At 38.4% G+C, this 17,079-nt stretch carries 15 protein-coding genes and 1 other annotated feature; of the genes, 3 read left to right on the top strand and 12 right to left on the bottom strand.

Annotated elements, in window-relative coordinates; translation table 11 throughout:
• Positions 1 to 462 precede the first annotated feature (462 nt).
• From AB3I34_RS10270 to serS, 3 genes are all read left to right on the top strand, one after another.
• Positions 463 to 1,152 carry a response regulator transcription factor gene (locus AB3I34_RS10270; RefSeq protein WP_002355963.1) on the top strand — a complete coding sequence of 230 codons (690 nt, stop codon included), beginning with the start codon at positions 463 to 465 and terminating at the stop codon, positions 1,150 to 1,152.
• On the top strand, positions 1,142 to 2,323 hold the full coding sequence (locus AB3I34_RS10265; protein WP_002363566.1) for a cell wall metabolism sensor histidine kinase WalK: 1,182 nt from the start codon (positions 1,142 to 1,144) through the stop codon (positions 2,321 to 2,323). Before AB3I34_RS10270 ends, AB3I34_RS10265 begins: the two co-directional genes overlap by 11 nt.
• Positions 2,324 to 2,361: 38 nt before the next feature.
• Positions 2,362 to 2,570 (top strand) — a binding site (T-box leader).
• 87 nt (positions 2,571 to 2,657) lie between these two features.
• Positions 2,658 to 3,929 carry a serine--tRNA ligase gene (serS, locus tag AB3I34_RS10260; RefSeq protein WP_002415388.1) on the top strand — a complete coding sequence of 424 codons (1,272 nt, stop codon included), beginning with the start codon at positions 2,658 to 2,660 and terminating at the stop codon, positions 3,927 to 3,929.
• 210 nt (positions 3,930 to 4,139) lie between these two features.
• Here the strand turns inward: serS and guaB are convergent, their stop codons facing one another.
• The 12 genes from guaB to AB3I34_RS10200 form a co-directional block, all read right to left on the bottom strand.
• Positions 4,140 to 5,621, bottom strand: a complete 1,482-nt coding sequence (gene guaB / locus AB3I34_RS10255) for an IMP dehydrogenase (RefSeq protein WP_002355966.1) — start codon at positions 5,619 to 5,621, stop codon at positions 4,140 to 4,142.
• Between the two features lie 157 nt (positions 5,622 to 5,778).
• The gene (locus AB3I34_RS10250) at positions 5,779 to 7,461 is read right to left on the bottom strand and encodes a 6-pyruvoyl-tetrahydropterin synthase-related protein (protein ID WP_085444229.1); all 1,683 of its coding nucleotides are present in this window, start codon (positions 7,459 to 7,461) and stop codon (positions 5,779 to 5,781) included.
• Between the two features lie 166 nt (positions 7,462 to 7,627).
• Entirely contained in the window at positions 7,628 to 8,317 is a 690-nt protein-coding gene (locus tag AB3I34_RS10245; protein ID WP_002363563.1) for a DUF1129 domain-containing protein, read from the bottom strand.
• 112 nt (positions 8,318 to 8,429) lie between these two features.
• On the bottom strand, positions 8,430 to 9,545 hold the full coding sequence (gene ychF / locus AB3I34_RS10240) for a redox-regulated ATPase YchF (RefSeq protein WP_002355971.1): 1,116 nt from the start codon (positions 9,543 to 9,545) through the stop codon (positions 8,430 to 8,432).
• Positions 9,546 to 9,601: 56 nt separating this feature from the next.
• The gene (locus tag AB3I34_RS10235; RefSeq protein ID WP_002355974.1) at positions 9,602 to 9,787 is read right to left on the bottom strand and encodes a DUF951 domain-containing protein; all 186 of its coding nucleotides are present in this window, start codon (positions 9,785 to 9,787) and stop codon (positions 9,602 to 9,604) included.
• Positions 9,788 to 9,904: 117 nt separating this feature from the next.
• A complete protein-coding gene (locus tag AB3I34_RS10230) occupies positions 9,905 to 10,795 on the bottom strand; it encodes a ParB/RepB/Spo0J family partition protein (RefSeq protein WP_002355975.1) in 891 nt (296 codons plus the stop codon).
• Positions 10,788 to 11,549 carry a ParA family protein gene (locus AB3I34_RS10225; RefSeq protein WP_002355976.1) on the bottom strand — a complete coding sequence of 254 codons (762 nt, stop codon included), beginning with the start codon at positions 11,547 to 11,549 and terminating at the stop codon, positions 10,788 to 10,790. Before AB3I34_RS10225 ends, AB3I34_RS10230 begins: the two co-directional genes overlap by 8 nt.
• 15 nt (positions 11,550 to 11,564) lie before the next feature.
• Complete coding sequence (gene rsmG, locus AB3I34_RS10220) at positions 11,565 to 12,281, bottom strand: 16S rRNA (guanine(527)-N(7))-methyltransferase RsmG (protein ID WP_002355977.1); 717 nt, start codon at positions 12,279 to 12,281, stop codon at positions 11,565 to 11,567.
• Between the two features lie 247 nt (positions 12,282 to 12,528).
• Positions 12,529 to 13,515 carry a DUF3114 domain-containing protein gene (locus AB3I34_RS10215; protein WP_002415385.1) on the bottom strand — a complete coding sequence of 329 codons (987 nt, stop codon included), beginning with the start codon at positions 13,513 to 13,515 and terminating at the stop codon, positions 12,529 to 12,531.
• A 527-nt stretch (positions 13,516 to 14,042) separates the two neighbouring features.
• Entirely contained in the window at positions 14,043 to 15,815 is a 1,773-nt protein-coding gene (locus tag AB3I34_RS10210) for an oleate hydratase (protein WP_002361446.1), read from the bottom strand.
• A gap of 200 nt (positions 15,816 to 16,015) precedes the next feature.
• Positions 16,016 to 16,693, bottom strand: a complete 678-nt coding sequence (locus AB3I34_RS10205; protein WP_083578774.1) for a fructose-6-phosphate aldolase — start codon at positions 16,691 to 16,693, stop codon at positions 16,016 to 16,018.
• A 27-nt stretch (positions 16,694 to 16,720) separates the two neighbouring features.
• Positions 16,721 to 17,077, bottom strand: coding sequence for a PTS glucitol/sorbitol transporter subunit IIA (locus AB3I34_RS10200; protein ID WP_002355981.1), 357 nt, complete (start codon positions 17,075 to 17,077; stop codon positions 16,721 to 16,723).
• Between the last annotated feature and the right edge of the window lie 2 nt (positions 17,078 to 17,079).

Below are 17,079 nucleotides of genomic sequence, written 5' to 3'. Positions count from 1 at the left end.
TGAAAAAGTTTTTTTAAGTTGTTTTGCTCGGTTGTCGTTGTCTGTTGTGACAACTTCTATATCTTATCATCTCGTTTGTTATTTGTCAACAACTTTTTTGTTGTTTTTTCAAACTTTTTTCGAGAGATTTGAAATCAAGAATTGTTATTTAATTATTGATTTCTGAATCGCTCAGCTGTGTGACTCGCCTTGCGACATGTAATAATATACCAAGATTTCAAGCATTGGTCAATCATTATTTTCACTTTTTTTAAACTTTTTTTCAATACCGATTATTATGATTGGTCTAGGTGTTTTCGTTCGTTTTTTACCCCCTTTCATCCTTTTTTGGCTATAGTTTATTAACTTTTAGCAAAATCTTCTAAATTTATCGTAATATATCAAGGATTTTGTCCTTTTTAGCGATTATTTGTTAAAATATGGAAAAGAGATTTTTTTATATAATGGAGGAAATGAACGCTTATGAAAATTTTAGTTGCAGATGATGATAAAGAAATTGTAGAACTGTTGAGTATTTACATTCATAATGAAGGATACGAAGTCGTGAAAGCTTATGATGGAAAAGAAGCGTTATCCAAATTGCACACAACACCAGATATTGATTTATTAATCTTGGACATTATGATGCCAATCATGGATGGAATGGAAGTAGTAAAAGAACTTCGAAAAGAATCGCAAATTCCAATTATTATGTTAACAGCAAAAACAACCGATATGGATAAAATCAAAGGCTTAGTTGCTGGTGCAGACGATTATGTCACCAAGCCTTTTAATCCTTTAGAAGTAATGGCTCGGGTAAAGTCTATTTTACGTAGAAGCCAAATGCAATTAACCAAAGAAGAACCCGATGAATTAGAAGTCGGCCCATTAATGATTAATAAGGACTCTCACGAAGTCAAAACAATAGAAGGAAAAGAAATTCAATTAACCGCTTTGGAGTTTGGTATCCTCTATCTATTAGCTAGTCATCCAAATCGTGTGTTTAGTGCGGATGAAATTTTTGAGCGTGTGTGGCAACAAGAAAGTATTGTTTCTGCTAAAACCGTGATGGTTCACGTCAGTCATTTAAGAGATAAGATTGAAGAAGCAACTGGTGGAGAAAAAGTCATTCAAACAGTGTGGGGAGTTGGATATAAGATCGATGCTCGTTAAACCTAAAAAGATTGAAAAACAAAAACGAATTACCTTAACTTCTAAAGAAATCAGCGAGTTATTAGCAGAAGCAATTGTGACAATTGTTTTATTACTACTATTAAATGTCTCAATTATGTTCCTTTTAGGACAACTACTTAGTGAAAACTCGCCCTTAGCTGGTGTCATCTGGGCCACTAAAGATGCGGTCGCTAAAGAATTAAATACTGATTTGTTTTGGAGCTGGAATAAATTTGTCTTACCCATTTTCTTTTTAGTAGATGCAGCTGTTCTCTATTGGCGCTTAATTCGTCGCTACCATCAAATGCAATTGCGTCATATTATCAGTGAGTTACATTACATCGCTGATGGTAATTACAATCACCGCATTCCGTTTGAATTAAGTGGTGACTTAGCAAAAGTCGTGACGAGTATTAACGGTCTGGTGGATAGTACTGTCGCAGCCATTGAAGATGAACGGCGAATTGAAAAATCAAAAGATGAATTAATTACGAATGTCAGTCATGATATTCGGACACCGTTAACTTCTATTATTGGCTATCTGGGATTGATTGAAGATCGTCAATTTCATAGCCAAGAAGATTTACTGAAATATACGCATACCGCTTACGTCAAAGCGAAACAAATGAAATTATTAGTTGATGATCTTTTTGAATATACAAAAGTCCGTCAACCAAGTGTACCGATTCATACGACGACTTTTGATATGGCACAATTAATTGAACAGCTTGCTGCCGATTTTGAATTGGAAGCGAAAAAGATTAATATGCAAATCCAAGTAAAAGCCAATCCAGCTTCTTTAATGATGGAAGGCGATACGGAAAAACTAGTCCGAGTCTTTAACAACCTTCTTTCAAACGCTTTGAAATATGGCAAAGGCGGCCATCATATTGTGATGGAAGTAGACAAAGTCGGCACCGAAGCAATTATCGCTGTTCGCAATGATGGTCCAGCTATCCCTAAACATTCTTTAGATCAGTTGTTTGACCGCTTCTATCGTGTCGAAGAATCCCGATCACAAGAAACAGGGGGTACTGGTTTAGGTCTGGCTATTGCACAAAGTATTGTCGCTTTACATGGTGGATATATTTATGCGAAGTCTGATCAAAAGTGGACTTCCTTTATTATTCATCTACCCTTACAGCGTACCAACAAGAAATCAGAGAGTTAATTGACATCCCTGAACTTTTTCGGTATTCTATAGAAAAGAGAAAACTAAGAGAAAAAGTATTTATGGCACTGAATTCCAGAGAGTTTGCGGGGGTGCGAGCAAACATTCATCTATAAAGAAGTCCGTCTCTTCCAGGTGTCCAGCGAAATAAGTTGGAACGGTCTGCAGCCGTTATCTGCAAATCAAGGGCAGTAACATTACTGAACTTGGGTGGTACCGCGAGATTTCCAGTCATTTCGTCCCAAGAATATTTATTTTTGGGGTGAGATGGCTTTTTTGTTGTTTTCTACAACAGTTATTATTGATTATGTACTAATTTTAAGGAGGAAAAAATATGTTAGATGTAAAAATGATGCGTCAAAATTTTGACGAAGTAAAAGCAAAGCTACAAACCCGTGGCGTAAAAGAAGAAATCTTAGTGGAATTTCTGCGTTTAGATGAAAGTCGCCGTGATTTATTAGTCAAAGTCGAAGAAATGAAAAAATACCGGAACGATGTGTCTGCTGAAATTGCTCAATTAAAACGGAACAAAGAAGAAGCAACGGCTAAAATCGCGGAAATGAAAGAAGTCGGCGGCAATATTAAAGCATTAGATGCAGAAATTAATGCTATTGACGAAGAGCTACGTGGGATCACAACTACTTTACCGAACTTGCCAGATGATTCTGTGCCTGTTGGTGCTGGTGAAGAAGAAAATGTAGAAGTACGTCGTTGGAGTGAACCAAGAACTTTTGCTTTTGAACCAAAACCACACTGGGAAGTCGCTGAAAACTTAGGCATTCTAGATTTTGAACGTGGTGCCAAAGTAGCTGGTAGCCGTTTTGTTTATTACAAAGGCCTAGGTGCTCGCTTAGAACGTGCGTTATACAACTTCATGTTAGATTTACATGTTTATGAACATGGCTATACAGAAATGATTACGCCTTATATCGTTAATGACACCGCCATGTTCGGAACTGGCCAATTTCCTAAGTTTAAAGAAGATGTCTTCCAATTACAAGATACGGATTTAACGTTAATTCCAACTGCGGAAGTCCCTTTAACCAATTACTACAACAATGAAATTTTAGATGGCAAGGATTTACCGATTTACTTTACGGCCTTGAGCCCTTCTTTCCGTTCTGAAGCTGGTAGCGCTGGTCGTGACACACGTGGGTTAATTCGTTTACACCAATTTAATAAAGTCGAAATGGTTAAATTTAGTGATGCAGAGCATTCTTATGAGGAATTAGAAAAAATGACGAATAATGCCGAAGAAATTCTGCAAAAACTGGGATTACCTTACCGTGTCATGGCTCTTTCAACAGGTGACATGGGCTTCTCAGCTGCGAAAACTTATGACTTGGAAGTTTGGATTCCTGCTCAAGAGACGTACCGTGAAATCAGTTCATGCTCAAACTGTGAAGATTTCCAAGCGCGCCGTGCGATGATTCGTTACCGTGATGAAAACGATAAAGTCCAATATGCGCATACACTCAATGGTTCTGGTTTAGCCGTGGGACGGACAGTCGCTGCTATTTTAGAAAACTACCAAAACGAAGATGGCTCTGTAACTGTACCAGAAGTCCTAGTTCCTTACATGGGTAACCTAACAGTTATTAAATAAAGGGAGAATAAAAGTCGTTGTCTGATATCAGATAACGGCTTTTATTCTATAGGAAAAGGAGCCTGTAACAAAAATCACTTTGGATTTTTGTTACAGGCTTAAAAATTGATAAACAGTGGAAACAGAAGCACCTCCTTTATTCTAAAGAAAAAGAGGCAGACGTCGAAATGACGTCTGCCTCTTTAAATTTTAAAAAAATCAGCTTTTATTTTATTGAACAGAATAGTTTGGTGCTTCTTTTGTGATTTGAACGTCATGTGGATGTGATTCTTTCAATCCGTTACCACTCATTTGAACAAATTGTGCTTCTTCACGCAACGCTTTCAGGTCCGCTGCACCGACGTAACCCATCCCAGATTTCAAGCCACCGATTAATTGGAAGACAATATCAGAAACGCTTCCTTTGTAAGCAACACGTCCTTCAATTCCTTCTGGCACTAATTTGTTTGCTTCATTGACACTTCCTTGGAAGTAACGATCACTTGATCCTTTTTCCATTGCGCCCAATGAGCCCATGCCACGGTAAGTTTTGAAACGACGGCCTTGATAAATTTCAAATTCGCCTGGAGATTCATCTGTACCTGCTAACATACTTCCTAGCATTACAGCATGTCCACCAGCAGCTAAGGCTTTCACGATATCACCAGAATATTTAATACCGCCATCAGCGATAATTGCTTTACCATATTCTCTAGCTACAGAAGCAGCATCATAAATCGCTGTTAATTGAGGAACACCAACACCGGCAACGACACGTGTTGTACAAATTGAACCAGGTCCAATACCAACTTTAACAACGTCAACGCCGACATCATACAATGCTTTGGTTGCTTCAGCAGTGGCAACATTACCAGCAATTAATGTTGCTTCAGGGAACGTTTCACGAATTTCTTTAATTTTGCGAATAACGCCGGCACTATGGCCATGTGCAGTATCGATAACAATCGCATCGGCACCTGCTTCTAATAATGCTTCCGCACGTTCGAACGTATCACTAGTAACACCGACTGCTGCCGCCACAAGTAAACGACCGTGTTCGTCTTTGGCAGCATTTGGGAATTCAATCACTTTTTCAATGTCTTTAATTGTAATTAAGCCACTTAAGCGACCTGCTTCATCAACGATTGGTAATTTTTCGATTTTATGTTTCTGTAAGATTTTTTCTGCATCTTTTAAAGATGTGCCAACTGGCGCAGTGACTAAATGATCTTTTGTCATGACTTCTTCAATTTTGATTTGGTAGTCGGTTACAAAACGCATATCACGGTTTGTAATAATTCCGACTAATTTACGGTTTTCCATTGTTTCTACAATTGGCACACCGCTAATACGGTAACGACTCATTAATTCTTCTGCATCCGCTACTAAGTTTGTTGGTGTTAGAAAGAATGGATCAATGATAACGCCGCTTTCAGAACGTTTGACTTTACGTACTTCGTCTGCTTGTTGGGCGACAGTCATATTTTTATGTACGACACCTAGTCCACCTTGACGAGCCATCGCAATTGCCATATTACTATCTGTAACAGTATCCATACTGGCACTCATCAATGGAATATTTAACTTGATATTTTTAGCTAATTGTACACTCATGTCTACATCATTTGGTAAGACATGGCTTTCTGCAGGGATTAATAGCACATCATCAAATGTAAGACCTTTTTTCGCAAATTTTGTTTCCCAATTTGACATTTTTTTGTCCACTCCTCGACTTAATTTTATATATGAAAATAACAGATAATACTAAGGAAGTCAACTAGATTTGTTTAAATAATCAATGAGGAATAAAGGACAAAATGCCGAAATCGGTTTGTCCTTTATTCAACTCTTCCTAATTAAGGTCCTACTTTCATCGTTGTTCTTTTATCTTGTGTTTCTTTTTTTGTTGTAAAAATCGGCTAAATCCAAAACCACCAACAGAAAGCAAGGTAATCATTGTCCCTATTTTTTGCACTTTTGTTCTTTGGTAACGGATGTCGACATGTCCTGTACCAGATAAAGAAAGAGCGGCTAAGCCTCCTTGATTGGTTAGGCTCATTTTTTTAGCGCCCGTTTGGTTTTTCATTTGAATCGTGGCTTGATAGCCTAAGTAATAAATAAAAGGAACGGTCACCTTCGCTGATTGCTTCACCACTTGGTAGTCAAATGAAATTTTCCCATAAGGCATTCTAACATTTGTAATGGTTACTTGTTCTGCCGAATAATCAAGTGGTCGTTTTTTCTGTTTCAATAATTCCTGATAATTGATTTCATCTGGCAAATATTCATGGCCCGCACCGATATAAAAAGGCGTTGGTTGCTCATACTCAGCTTTTGTTAACAGGCGGCCTTGTTGTGACTGAATACTTTGATATTGATAAATGCCTAAATTGCTGATGGCAAGGAAAACCAACAAAGCCACGGTCCAAGATTTACGGAAAACGCTCCATTCGTCTTGTGCAACGAAAAAAGCGAGCATTACGGAAAGAATCCCTAAAAACCGCCAAGGAAACTGAATCGTATTTAAAGGCGTGTGGTTCAGCAAGTGCCAAGGAAAAAGCTTGGTAATCATCAATAAGAGTACCAGCGTCAAACCAATAAACCGTTTGTCCTGAATTTTTTTGCTAGCAAGCGAAACCACTGCTACAACAAGCCCTACAAACAAAAGGGTTCCTAGATTCGCTGTTTTCGCGTGAAAAACACTGCTCTTTAAACTATTAATGAAAACAGAAACAATGGGATAACTTCTTTCGGAAATATAAGTGAGTGGATTGGATGTAACTTTAAACACTTGATTTTTCATTTGTTCAGCAACTGGTAAAAGATAAAAGGCCAGCCAAAGCAATGTCAGACCTGCAGCCTTCGCTAATGCCCACAGGACCTCCTTTTTAAAAAACTGCTGCCAATAAAACAGAATGTATAACCCAATCCAAATAGAAACCATTTCAATAGAAATAAAGTGAGCCAACCCAATCCCAGTCATCGCCAGCGTTAACAACGGCCAATATTTCGTGGTTCCCTTTCGTAATAAAAACAGGCTCGCTAAGACCAACGGAAAAAAACTTAGCGCCAAAAATTCTCCTAACGCTTGGCGATTAAACAAGTCTTGCATGCGGTAAATAGATAAGCCATACAAAATGGCAAAGATATAGCTTCTTTTTTTAGAGAGCGCCATTAATCGGCCTGCATAATAAGTAAGACTAAATGTTGCCAAGTTTACTGCCAACACAAAAATCGCCATACTAGCGACAAAGGAAATCCCCAGAACACGCAAAAGCGCAGGTAAATAAAGATACGCATCTGGATAAAACAAACTAGAGGCATAGCCATAGCCTCCCAAGAAAAAATAATTGATTTTAGGAAACCAGTCGTTGTTTTTAATTGCTAATGCGAGACCTTCCACTCGATTTTGATGAAAGCGGAAATCACTTGCTCGTAAAAAATTCTCTTGAAAATAGACAAAATAGAGAGAAAGTCCACTTAATAAGAGAAAACTAATAAAAATGAGTAGCCGCTCGTGTTGACGGCACCAAGACTTCACTTGTTGTCCCATAAGAGGCTCCTTTCTTTAGCAAACTTCTGAAAACAGAAGCCTGGGACACTAGTTTTTTCGACTAATCCCCCAGGCTTTAACTGTTAAAACGCTCTATTGAGAGAGCGACTTTGCTTGTTGCAGTTTCTGCGTCAGCCGAGCGCCTTCACAATTGAGCGCGCGCCGTTTATTGACGTGTCATGAAACTACCTTGAATATTGTATTTTTTCTTGAAGAAATAGCGTGCTACAAAGGCTAACGCACCGATTACTAAAGCAATCATCGGATCTAAAATGGGATTGATCACTGGTGGCAGCATTGCTGAACCAGCGAAAACTGCAATCCACAAGAACATTCCGCCAAATAGAATGGCAGTCGTTTTTAACCAACCAGGACGTTTGCTTTTGTCGCCACCTTGACGATCAAAACGGTAAACATATTTGTGCATTAGATAGAAAACATAACCCCCAGCCATCGCACCTAAGATATATGTGGTTAATCCGAGAGGTTGTGCGGTTCCTTTTGAAAATAGAGACATCGCCGCTAACATGATTGTTAATAAACCAAGTAATAGTAAGGTATTGTCGAGCCAAATCATCCAGCCCGCTGGTTCTTTGACTTCTGCTGGTTTATTTAAAATTGCTTCCGTCCGTTCTGAAACAGTGCCAAATAACTGACGGGCTGTTTTGCCTGTTTTTTGACCGGCTACTAATTCTGGTAAAATACCGTGTAGAGCCAATGCTAGCTCTTCTTCAGATAAATTAGCCGCTTTTAATGATTTTTTTAAGTCAAAAATGTATTGTTCATTTCTTTTAGTCAAATTCTGTTCTAATTGACGATTCTCAGCCACGATTGCTCGTAATGCTTCTGCTTCCATAGTTGTATCCTCCTCACCCTCATGTAGAGGGAACCTCTTTCTAAACGGCTGAATGGCCTTAAATATGTGGGCTTACCCCAAAACAAATTGCTTGTTGGGCATGGGTCTTTTCTTAAACGTTAAAACGGAACAACATAACATCGCCATCTTGAACGACGTAGTCTTTTCCTTCTAAACGAACACGGCCCGCTTCTTTGGCAGCTTGCATATTGCCATATTTATCTAGGTCTTCATAAGAAACAGTTTCCGCACGAATGAAGCCTCGTTCAAAGTCACTGTGGATAATCCCAGCTGCTTGAGGTGCCTTGATTCCCTTACGGAACGTCCACGCACGAACTTCTTGTTCACCAGCTGTAAAGTAGGTAGCTAAGCCTAACAAATCGTACGCCGCACGAATCAATTGATCTAAGCCAGATTGTTCAATGCCCATTGCTTCTAAAAATTCAGCCTTGTCTTCTTCAGAATCCAATTCAGCAATTTCTTCTTCTGCTCGCGCACTAACCACGATTACTTCCGCATTTTCACTGGTTGCAAAATTACGAACTTGTTGTACATACTCGTTGTTGTCTGGATCCGCCACTTCATCTTCTGAAACATTTGCTACATAAAGGACCGGCTTTGTGGTTAATAAGAAAAGAGATTTAACAATTTTCTCTTCTTCTGGCGTAAATTCAATCGTACGAGCAGATAAACCTTCTTCTAAAACTGGTTTAATTTTGTCTAAAACAGCTAATTCTTCCACCGCTTCTTTATCTTTTGCTTTCGCCATTTTAGCCACGCGAGTATAGCGCTTATTGATTGAATCTAAATCTGCTAAAATCAGCTCTAAATTAATTGTATCAATGTCTGCTAAAGGATCAACGAAATCCGCATCCCGATTTTGTTCACGCATGATATTTTCGTCATCAAAACAACGAACCACGTGACAGATTGCATCTACTTGACGAATGTGACTTAAAAACTGATTTCCCAGCCCTTCTCCTTTGCTGGCACCTTTAACAATTCCGGCGATGTCTGTAAATTCAAACGTTGTGGGAACTGTTTTTTTCGGTTTTACTAGTTCTGTCAAGCGTTGTAAACGGGCATCTGGTACTTCAACCATGCCGACGTTCGGATCAATCGTTGCAAAGGGATAATTTGCAGCTTCTGCTCCTGCTTTTGTAATTGCGTTAAATAGGGTCGATTTACCAACGTTTGGTAAGCCGACAATTCCAGCTGTTAGTGCCATTTGTTTTCCACTCTTTCTCTCAGTCTATTCTCTTTTCTATTAGAGGCATCAAAGCATTAGTCTGCTTTTTTCTCGATTACTTTTTTTAATTTTTTAGTAAAATCACGACGCGGCATCATGACAATATGCCCGCAATTCGTGCACTTGATTTTGATATCAGCGCCCATGCGAATGATTTGCCAACGATTTGCTTGGCAAGCATGCGGCTTTTTCATTTCGACAATATCGCCTAAATCATACATGTTCCAAGCCTTCTTTCTTCTCTTACTTATATAAAAATACCATGATTACAATACCATTTTTTAACGAAACTAGCAAAAGGATTTGTGACTTTCTGTCTTACTTTCTCACTTTGCTTTTTATTCCTCGTCAAAATGAATATCTAAAATATCTAAAATTCTAGCCAAATCCGAAGAGGACAAGTACTCAATTTCAATTTTTCCTTTGCCTTCTTTTTCTTGAATTGCTACGGTTGTCCCAAATTTATCCATTAAGCGGTCTTCACTTTCACGAATATAAATGGGTTTTTCTTTGATGGCTTTTTTCGCTTTTTTGCCCTTTTTGCCTTGTGTTTCGTTTAATTCAGCGACAAGTTGTTCTAATTGTCGAACCGTTAAATTGTCTTTAATACAACGATTAGCTAATGGCAATAGCTGTTCTTTGTTCTTCAAGCCTAATAACGTCCGTGCTTGACCCATTGACATGCTTTGTTTTTGAACCATTGCTTTGACCGCATCTGGTAAGGTTAGCAATCGTAAATAATTGGCAATATACGGGCGACTTTTGCCCAAACGTTCTGCGACTTCCGCTTGTGTTAATTTCAAATTTTTCATTAGCATTTCATAGGCTTCTGCTTCTTCTAGCGGATTTAAATCTTCCCTTTGTAAGTTTTCCAAAACAGCAACTTGCATCATGGATTCTTCATCAAATTCGCGAATAATTGCGGGAATTTTTTCTTTGCCGGCTAATTTAGAAGCCCGGAACCGACGCTCACCTGCAATAATTTCATAGCCTTTAACTGCCGATTTACGGACAATAATCGGTTGAAACACACCGGAATGTAGAATCGAGTTTGCAAGTTCTTGTAAAGAGGTTTCATCAAATGTTTTCCGCGGTTGGTAAGGATTGGGACGAAGTTCGTTTAATAGAATTTCTGTCACTTGTTCGTTCTTAACGTCGACATCTTCTAGCTTTGCGATATCTTGAAACAAGGCATCGATGCCTCTGCCTAAACCTTTGCCTTTATTCATTCTCCAACACTTCCTTTGCTAGTGCTTGATACACTTCGGCACCTTTTGAGCGAATATCATAGTCAATGATTGGTAAACCATGACTTGGTGCTTCGGATAAACGGACATTTCTTGGAATAATCGTGTCATAGACTTTTTCACGGAAATATTTACGGACTTCTTCAACGACTTCGGCACCTAAATTGGTCCGAGCATCGTACATGGTTAACAAGACCCCTTCAATTTTCAATTCAGGGTTAAAATGTTTTTGAACCAAGCGAATCGTATTTAGCAATTGACTCAAGCCTTCTAATGCGTAATATTCACATTGAACAGGAATTAGAATCGAATCACTTGCTGTAAAAGCATTGATTGTTAAATGCCCTAGAGAAGGCGGGCAATCAATTAAAACGAAATCATACATGTCTCTTACTTCATCAATTGCTAATTTCAAGCGCGATTCTCGAGCCATCATTGAAGTTAACTCAATTTCGGCGCCTGCTAATTGAATAGTTGCAGGAACAATATCTAAATTTTCACGGCTGGTATGTTGAACCACGCTAGTGATTGGTTCTTCATTTACAAGGACATCATACACATCGTGTGCGACATCTGGTTTAGGGACACCCATGCCACTGGTAGCATTTCCTTGTGCATCAATGTCGATCAGTAAGACTTTTTTGCCTAAGTTTGCTAAACATGCGCCTAAATTTACAGTGGTCGTTGTTTTACCAACGCCGCCTTTTTGGTTCGCTACAGAAATAATTCGTGTCATGTGTGTGCCTCCATCTTATTTAATCGGTTGTTTATTTGGTAATCCAGGTTTTCTGGGATATTTTTTAGGGGTTTCTTTTTTCTTTTGAATCACGACAATGTGGCGTTCGTCTGCCGTAATCGGCAAAGTAAAACCAACTTCTTTCTGAAATTGACCGCCTAATGTAGCGATTGCAGGTTTTGCTTCATTAATTTCTTCTTCACTTTTCGATGCTTTTAAGGCTAAAAAATAGCCTTCTTTTTTAACTAAGGGTAAACACAGTTCACTTAAAACATTTAATCGTGCAACTGCTCGCGCTGTAACGTAATCAAACGCGCCACGAAATTCTGCTTTTTGACCAAATGTTTCTGCACGATCATGATACAAAGAAACATTAGCCAAACCTAGTTGATTCACCAACTCTGTTAGGAAAGTAATTCGTTTATTTAAAGAGTCAACAATTGTGACATTTAATGAAGGAAAAACAATTTTCAAAGGAATACTTGGAAATCCTGCGCCTGCGCCAACATCACAAATGGCTTTATCGCTGGCAAAGTCTTCAAAGAATGCCAACGAAACAGAATCATAGAAATGTTTCAAATAAACTTCTTTTTCTTCTGTAATGGCTGTTAAATTCATTTTTTCATTCCATTCTACTAGTAAATGGAAATATTGGTCAAATTGTGTCATCTGTTGGTCTGTCAATTCAATGCCTTTTGCGGCTAATAGTTGTCTAAATTCTTCGGGTAGCATAAAGACTCCTTCCTTTTTTGTGAAACAGAAAAATGTTTCACAATCATCTTTTCCTACTTTAACGCAAATAGCAATTTCTTGCAATGCTTTTCGGAAGATTTTTGCCTGAATGATAAAAGAAAAACCCGCCTTTTTATGTAGTAAAAAGTCTCTAGCCACGGGCCAAAATGTTCAATTGGCGGCAACGAAAACCGCCTTTCTCTAAGAGTAAAACAAGCCAATGTTTCATGTGAAACATTGGCTTGTTTTACTTACTATAATCATCGCACTTTATTTGTCGTTCTCTGCGGTAGTCGTATTCTTGGATACGGGGACTTAACCAACCTTTTTTGGCTGTTTTTCGTAATTGATGATCAAATCTCCCTGGTGGTGAACTATCTAGTAATTCATGGGTACGATTATTCCGATTTGCATAATTAAACGATTCACCATTCAAGACTTTTTCCTGGTATTCATTGTTTTTGGCCGCTTGATAATAAGCTGGATTACTAATTAATCTGCCTCGCCAGTCTTCAACTAACACATCCCACTGGGTCACAAAGGTCCCTTCTTCATTCAAAATAAACTCACTGTGAAAATTAGGTGTCAATCGTTTCTTATTAATTAAAGAATAGGATGCCCCCTCAGGGTATTTGTTATGCAAACGAGCAGAGCTTTTTTTCAGCTTCCTCCCGCCCATTCCTTGCGGCTTGGCCGCAAAAACATAGCGTTTTAATGCCTGTTCATCGGTGTCCCCTTCTTGTTTAAAAAAATCGCGGATATACGTGATATTTTGACGATCAATATACATTCTTAATTGATGTATCTTTTTCGCTTTCTCTTGATTAAAGCTCCCAAGAAGACCTAACGGATAGGCTTTTTGAACTGTTTTTGCCAACAAATCCCAAAACGTCGCATGCGGTGCAATCGTCTTCGAGAAACGATAAGGTCCTACTAATTGCAACATGCCATGCTGATCCAACACTGCACCTAATTGCCATAACAGTAACGAGAGCTTTTCTTGCGGACGATAAGCCGAAAAGCGAAATAATCGCTCATACGCTGAAGAGCCCACTTCTTCCACTTCAGAAAACAGTTCCGCGACTGCTGTTTTCGCTTGCTCAAGTGGCAAGAAACGCGTGTCTTTTATGGCGCTTTCCACTAATCCATAAACAGCTTGGCGGTCCCAGCCAGCGTCAATCGCCGCCTCTACACCAGCACTCATTGCTTGTTGTAATTTTTGCCAACGTCCCATCTTCTCGCCGCCTTTTTCTATATACTTCTTCTATAATGATAATCCTTTCCCCACAAAATGCCAACTGCTTAACGCAAAAAAACAACCCGCCCTTTGGGGAAGGGCGGGCGGAGGAGTTAAAAAATGAAAAAGTGTTTTGTTAGGGTTTTGTTTATCGGGTATGTTTAAATAATAGCCGTTAAATGTGAAGAAACTATGGTAAAAATGCGCCTTCTTTTCAACAAAATTTTGAAAAAGTCTCTTCAGAAATTAAGATTTTTTTGCGAAGTTGTTTACTTGCTACCTCCATTCAATATATTATATATTTAATATCCATAAAATCATAAAAGAAATATACACAATAACGAATATTTATTCAACGGTTAATAAAACAACCAAAAAAGAGCGTGGAGCAAAAACTGATAAACGGCGGGAACAGAAGCAACTCCTTCGGAAATAAGCCGAAATTCTCCAAAAATTATAGAACAATTTTCGGAAATTCCTTCTTATTTCTCGGAGTTAAACACTTCTATCCCGACCTCTTTCAACTAAATTAAATGATTTTCTCTTAAAATATCACCAATATACGTATCCTCAAATTTCTTCACAAAGTGTTCAACCATTTTGCGTTCCACGAACGGCATATCCATTTCTGTTAATTTTTTCTTGTCAGATAAATAATAAACAGAGTTTGCTAAGACGCGCAAGTCGTATGCAGAAGCAAACACTTCTGGTACTCCGCGTTCAACCTCTAGCAATTGATAAACAGCTTCCATCGCTGTCCGTACAGAATACTCTGTTGTAAACACCGTATCTCGTTCAGTATCTGCGAAGTTCCCAATGAAAGCAAGATTTTTAGAGCCGTTTGGTACAACTAATGGTCGATCGCCTGGTTCTCTTAACATAAAGTAAGAAGTGATAAACGGCATATAAACCGGAATAGTGGTAGCCGATTCTTCTGAAATACGTTCAATTTCCCCTTCTGGGACCCCTAAATGATAAAGTAACTCTTGCGTAATTTCTTGGCCTGTACATTGTTCGATTGGTTTTTTAATATAATTTCCTGGTTTATTAGAAAGTAATCCATATACCCAAGTTATAGATTGTTGATCATTTTGTTCTTTAAAATGCGGTTGTCTATGCATAGCGAAACTCATCATCCAATTAGAGTCTTTGATAGTAATAATACCACCTGTGACAATTTTTCCTGTGCGTAATTTACGATGTGTTAACCGAGAAAGATACGGTTCAATATCGAAATTTTCCCACGTAATCGTTGCTGATACAAACCAACTTTCATCTGGTAAATTTTCACAGAAAACTTCTGGGTGCCCAAATTCTGGGGATTGTTTTGCTAAGTTTTTCCAGAGATTCCAACTTCCCCCTAGTTCATGAGTAATTGGTGCTGGTGTATGATGATCTCCTTGCGTCGAACTTTCAGTAATTGAACCATTCGTTACGAAGACTAAATCATTTTCAGTTAAAGGAATTTCTTTGGTTTTGCCCGCTTGTGTCAACAATAATCGCCGAGCAACTTTAGTAGCTCCTTTGATGTCGACTTGGATATCATTGATCGTTGTTTCATATTGAAAGTCTACCCCTTGATTGGTTAAAAAGCTTAGTAATGGTTTCACTAACGATTCGTATTGATTGTATTTGGTAAACTTCAAGGCTGTAAAGTCAGGCAAACCTTTGATGTGATGGATAAAGCGCATGATGTAGCGGCGCATTTCAATGGCAGAGTGCCATTTTTCAAAAGCAAACATTGAACACCAATAGATCCAAAAGTTGGATTCAAAAAATTCTTCGCCGAAAACATCTTCAATTTTTTTGCCAATTAATTGATCTTCAGAAGTCATAAATAAATCAACGATTTCTTTTTGTGCTTTTTTGGATAAAGTAAATTGTCCATCGTCTGGGACACGTTCGCCACGGTTATGAATAATGCGGCAATTTGAAGAATTCGGATCATCTAAATCTAACCGGTAAAACTCATCTAGGACAGAGGCATCTTCTACTTCTAATGATGGTACCGAACGAAATAGATCCCACAAACACTCGAAATGGTTTTCCATTTCGCGTCCGCCGCGAGTGACAAAGCCATCATGGGGAATAAATTTACCATCTAAAGAACCGCCAGACAGCGTGAGTTCTTCAAAAATGTGAATATTTTCGCCCTTCATTTGACCGTCACGAATTAAGAAAACAGCCGTTGCTAAACCTGCTAGGCCACCACCAACAATATAGGCACTCTTGTCATCTACACCTTTTGGTTTTCTTGGTCGAGCAAATGCTTCATAATTTCCATTTGTGTATCTCATTCTCGTTTCCTCCTATCATTTGATACCCTCATCATACTGCTACCAAAAAAAATACCCAAAAGATAACCCTTTTTTTTAAGAAATTCTTTGACAAATAAAGAAAATTGTCTAATTTTTAAGCAAGTGAATAATCGTAGATGTTTCATGTGAAACAAAAAAAGAACGAGAAGAAAAATGGCCGCTTTTTCTTCTCGTTCTTTTTATGCTAATTCGTTTACCGTTTCTACTCCAAAAACAGCAACCCAATCTTCCTGAAAATCAGTTACTGCTTTTTGAATGGCGGGCATTGCCAAGCCTTGTGTCACGAGTTCTGGTGCGATAGTGACCGCTTGCGCCCCCATTTGACAGGCTTGATTAATTTGTGCCACGTTTTTAAAACTAGCAGCTAAGATCTTACTCTTTGCGTTCGTCCGTTTAATTTCTGCAGCTAAATGCTCAATAACCTTTTGAGAATCAATTGTTAAATTCTCCATCCTATTATAATACGGTGCTAAATAATCTGCACCTGCCGCAATCGCTAGGTAGCCTTGAAATTCTGTATAAATAGCGGTTGCTGTTATCCGATAATTTGCCTGCTTTAGTTGTTTGATGGCTGCCAATCCTGCTTCATTGACTGGGATTTTAATGAATGTTTCTTGGCCTAATTGTTGTACAATGGTTTGGGCATCTTCTAGCATCTCTTCTGTCGTTTGACCGACCACTTGGACGTGCAAACTCGCTTGTCCAATCGTTTTTTTGATTTCTTTCATCTGCGCAAAGAAGTCAATTTTTCCTGCTTGCTTAACAATACTGGGATTAGACGTTACGCCTGCCACTGGTAAAATTTTCTGATACTTTCGAATAGCCTCAAGATTAATTGTATCTAGCATAAATTCCATCTTTTACGTTCCTCCCTTAAACGATAATTATAGAATAGTGATTGTTGTACCAACAGTTATTTCAGGAATAGCTTTTTCTTCAACATATAATGTACCTGGTAATTCAGGTGTTGTTGCGCCATCAAATTTAATAGTAATGTGACCCAATGTGTCTAAATTAGTTAATACTACCTCGCCTACAGCGGTAATCTGGTAAGTTTGTTCATCAATCACTAACGTTTGCTTGTCCGTAATCGCTTCTGTGACTGGCTGAACCTCAATGTTATAACAATAATCTGCTAAAGCATCTGGTGCATCTTTTCCAAATAAGATGACCATTTTTTCTTCTTTAAATAATTCGGCTTCTGGCCCAATAGACTGAACCTTTGTTGTAAATACTGACATTT

This window comes from Enterococcus sp. C102(2024), assembly GCF_040888205.1.
In the GTDB taxonomy this organism is placed as follows: Bacteria; Bacillota; Bacilli; order Lactobacillales; family Enterococcaceae; genus Enterococcus; species Enterococcus faecalis.
Note: the sequence above shows the minus strand (reverse complement) of the source record. Positions and strands in the feature narration are given on the sequence as shown.

Coding starts and splice junctions, on each gene's coding strand:
- AB3I34_RS10230 (WP_002355975.1), bottom strand. CDS start 10,795: ATGAATAAAGGCAAAGGTTTAGGCAGAGGCATCGATGCCTTGTTTCAA.
- AB3I34_RS10225 (WP_002355976.1), bottom strand. CDS start 11,549: ATGACACGAATTATTTCTGTAGCGAACCAAAAAGGCGGCGTTGGTAAA.
- AB3I34_RS10205 (WP_083578774.1), bottom strand. CDS start 16,693: ATGGAATTTATGCTAGATACAATTAATCTTGAGGCTATTCGAAAGTAT.
- AB3I34_RS10270 (WP_002355963.1), top strand. CDS start 463: ATGAAAATTTTAGTTGCAGATGATGATAAAGAAATTGTAGAACTGTTG.
- rsmG (WP_002355977.1), bottom strand. CDS start 12,281: ATGCTACCCGAAGAATTTAGACAACTATTAGCCGCAAAAGGCATTGAA.
- AB3I34_RS10215 (WP_002415385.1), bottom strand. CDS start 13,515: ATGGGACGTTGGCAAAAATTACAACAAGCAATGAGTGCTGGTGTAGAG.
- AB3I34_RS10200 (WP_002355981.1), bottom strand. CDS start 17,077: ATGTCAGTATTTACAACAAAGGTTCAGTCTATTGGGCCAGAAGCCGAA.
- AB3I34_RS10210 (WP_002361446.1), bottom strand. CDS start 15,815: ATGAGATACACAAATGGAAATTATGAAGCATTTGCTCGACCAAGAAAA.
- guaB (WP_002355966.1), bottom strand. CDS start 5,621: ATGTCAAATTGGGAAACAAAATTTGCGAAAAAAGGTCTTACATTTGAT.
- ychF (WP_002355971.1), bottom strand. CDS start 9,545: ATGGCACTAACAGCTGGAATTGTCGGCTTACCAAACGTTGGTAAATCG.
- AB3I34_RS10235 (WP_002355974.1), bottom strand. CDS start 9,787: ATGTATGATTTAGGCGATATTGTCGAAATGAAAAAGCCGCATGCTTGC.
- AB3I34_RS10245 (WP_002363563.1), bottom strand. CDS start 8,317: ATGGAAGCAGAAGCATTACGAGCAATCGTGGCTGAGAATCGTCAATTA.
- AB3I34_RS10250 (WP_085444229.1), bottom strand. CDS start 7,461: ATGGGACAACAAGTGAAGTCTTGGTGCCGTCAACACGAGCGGCTACTC.
- AB3I34_RS10265 (WP_002363566.1), top strand. CDS start 1,142: ATGCTCGTTAAACCTAAAAAGATTGAAAAACAAAAACGAATTACCTTA.
- serS (WP_002415388.1), top strand. CDS start 2,658: ATGTTAGATGTAAAAATGATGCGTCAAAATTTTGACGAAGTAAAAGCA.